Raw genomic sequence first — 2,317 nt, 5'->3', positions numbered from 1 at the left:
AGGTGTTGCACTTGCTCATTGAGACCGCCCTTTAGAGTCCGATCCTGTAGGCAGGGAGATTGGACCTGAAGAAGCGTTTCAGCGAAGAACAGATTATTATCTTCCTGGGCGAAGCCGAAGTGGGACTGCTCGCCGAGTCACTACTGTAAATAGAGGTCACTCGCGAGGCGCTGAGAAAAAAGGTAAACGCCCTTACACGCCAAGACGTGGTTCGTTTTATAGTGTCTCGTGACCTGAGTGGGCACCGAGCACTTCTTGTCATTCGTAAAAGTAATAGGCTCTGTCTGAAAACTGGCTGCGCTCGGCCATACGGCGTTAAAAATCGGCTCAAAGTACTCATTTACAACATGTAAACTCCGTCTTTTCGCCGATTTTTGCCTTGTCTGACCTTCGCTCGCCGACTTTTCAGACAGAACCTAGTGCATTGCGCTATCAACCTGCTCTTGACCATAACAAGAGATAGCGTGAACGCATCATTTCCTTGGCACATCGGCATCGTCGCTACGGCGCGGGCATGATTTATTTGAAGCTGCGTAAAGCGGGCAAACAGGACAATCATAAGCGCGTCGAGCGTCTCTACACTGCGGCTCAGTTGCAGGTAAAATGCCTTAAACACAAGAAACTCACCGCTTCTGAGCGAAATCCATTGAGTCGCTCGAGTACTGTCACTCAGGTTTGATCCATGGATTTTGTGTTTGATCGCTAAGCCTAGGTACTACTGAAGATGGGGTGACGTTGGCGTCACGTGGTCTGAGTGAGCGTCGAGCGCTCCGTGCCATCCGTATGAGTGCCAGTGCATTGCGCTACCAACCGGCTCCTGACCGCAATGGGGCATTGCGTGAACGCATTGTTGCTTTGGCGTCGTTACGGCGCTGGTATGATCTACCTGAAGCTGCGTCAGGCTGGTGAACAGGTCAATCACAAGCGCGTCGAACGCCTCTACGCGGCGGCTCGGTTGCAGGTAAAACGGCGCAAGCGTAAGAAGGTTCCCACGTCTGAACGCAAGTCCCTTGGCCGCCCTGGTATCGCCAATCAGGTCTGGTCAATGGATTTTGTGTTTGACCGCACGGCGGACGGGAGAGTGATAAAGAACCTCACCATTGTCGACGACGCCACCCATGAAGCCGTGGCTATCGTGCCTGACCGTGCCATTGATGGGCTGTCGTTAACACGAATTCTGGATCATCTAGCTATACAACGTGGCCTACCAAGCGCCATTCGTACGGATAATGGCAAGGAGTTCTGCGGGCGCGCCATGCTGCTCTGTTTCTAATCGAACCTGTAAAACCCAATCAAAACGCCTACATCGAATCGCTCAATGGCCGTTTTAGAGACGAATGTCTAAATGAGCACTGGTTCTGGTTCACCAACCTGTATCACGCGAGAGCCATCATCGAGGCGTGGCGACGAGAATACAACGAGGAAAGACCGAAGAAAGGACTGGGAGGATTAACGCTTTCCGCCTATGCCGAGCAACTGGTGTTAAAAAACGATAAAGTAACTTCAGACTCTAAACCCGGGTGCTACTGAAGATGGGGTGTCGTCGCTGGCACCATACCATGTCTATATTCTCTTCATACTTCGACATAGACCCATCCAGTGCCGATACCTAAAAGCATAGTTCGCAAGCACAACCAACCATGGAATACAGACTACACTTCAACAAGAAACAGTCGCTCCGTGCTGTTATCCATCTCCGCTTCATGTGAAGTTTCATAACCACCACTTGACGAGGCGACTTATGCCAGAACCACCCATCTCGCCTCATAAAGCGGGGAATAATAAGCGTGAAATACGGACAGCAGAGTTCTGGCGGTTCATCACAGTCCAAGCGATGTGTAAAGAGTCTGAGCGTTTACAAAGTATCCAGGAAGGCCTCTCACCAACATTATTCCTAACAGTGCAAGAGACCTTTCAGCTACAGGATAAGCAGGTTAAGGCATTGTTTAATGTATCCATATCAGCAGTTCACCACCGCAGACGTGAAAGGAAAAATTTGGACTCCGTGGCATCAGAACGTCTTGATAGGGTTGCGACCGTAAGTCACCTCGCAATGGAGGTATTCGAGAACAAGCTGGCTACGATAAACTGGATGTCTAGTTCGAACGAAGCGCTGGGAGGACAGGCACCTGTCATGCTATGCGGCACTGATATCGAAGCAAAACAGGTTCGGCGTCTACTCTTCGCTATGGAGTGTGGCGGTGTGACGTGAAGGTGGGCTATTCATTAATACCCCGGCTGGTGCTCTAAGAGCAAACCAACTCATCTTCAGAAATAGCCTTCACCTAGCACATCAAGTAGGAAGGGGAGTCGCCTC

General features: G+C 50.6%; 1 protein-coding gene and 2 pseudogenes. All 3 read left to right on the top strand.

All coding sequences use genetic code 11. The annotated features are described in order from the left end of the window. Window positions 1–65: 65 nt before the first annotated feature. A pseudogene (locus tag B4967_RS21265) lies at window positions 66–676 on the top strand (IS3 family transposase); the annotation flags it as partial. A 68-nt stretch (window positions 677–744) separates the two neighbouring features. Beyond that, window positions 745–1,530, top strand: a pseudogene (locus B4967_RS07180) (IS3 family transposase); the annotation flags it as partial. Window positions 1,531–1,741: 211 nt separating this feature from the next. Beyond that, on the top strand, window positions 1,742–2,212 hold the full coding sequence (locus B4967_RS07175; RefSeq protein ID WP_083024413.1) for an antitoxin Xre/MbcA/ParS toxin-binding domain-containing protein: 471 nt from the start codon (window positions 1,742–1,744) through the stop codon (window positions 2,210–2,212). Window positions 2,213–2,317 lie beyond the last annotated feature (105 nt).

It is taken from the genome of Vreelandella lionensis (genome assembly GCF_002087295.1).
GTDB lineage: Bacteria > Pseudomonadota > Gammaproteobacteria > Pseudomonadales > Halomonadaceae > Vreelandella > Vreelandella lionensis.
Note: the sequence above shows the minus strand (reverse complement) of the source record. Positions and strands in the feature narration are given on the sequence as shown.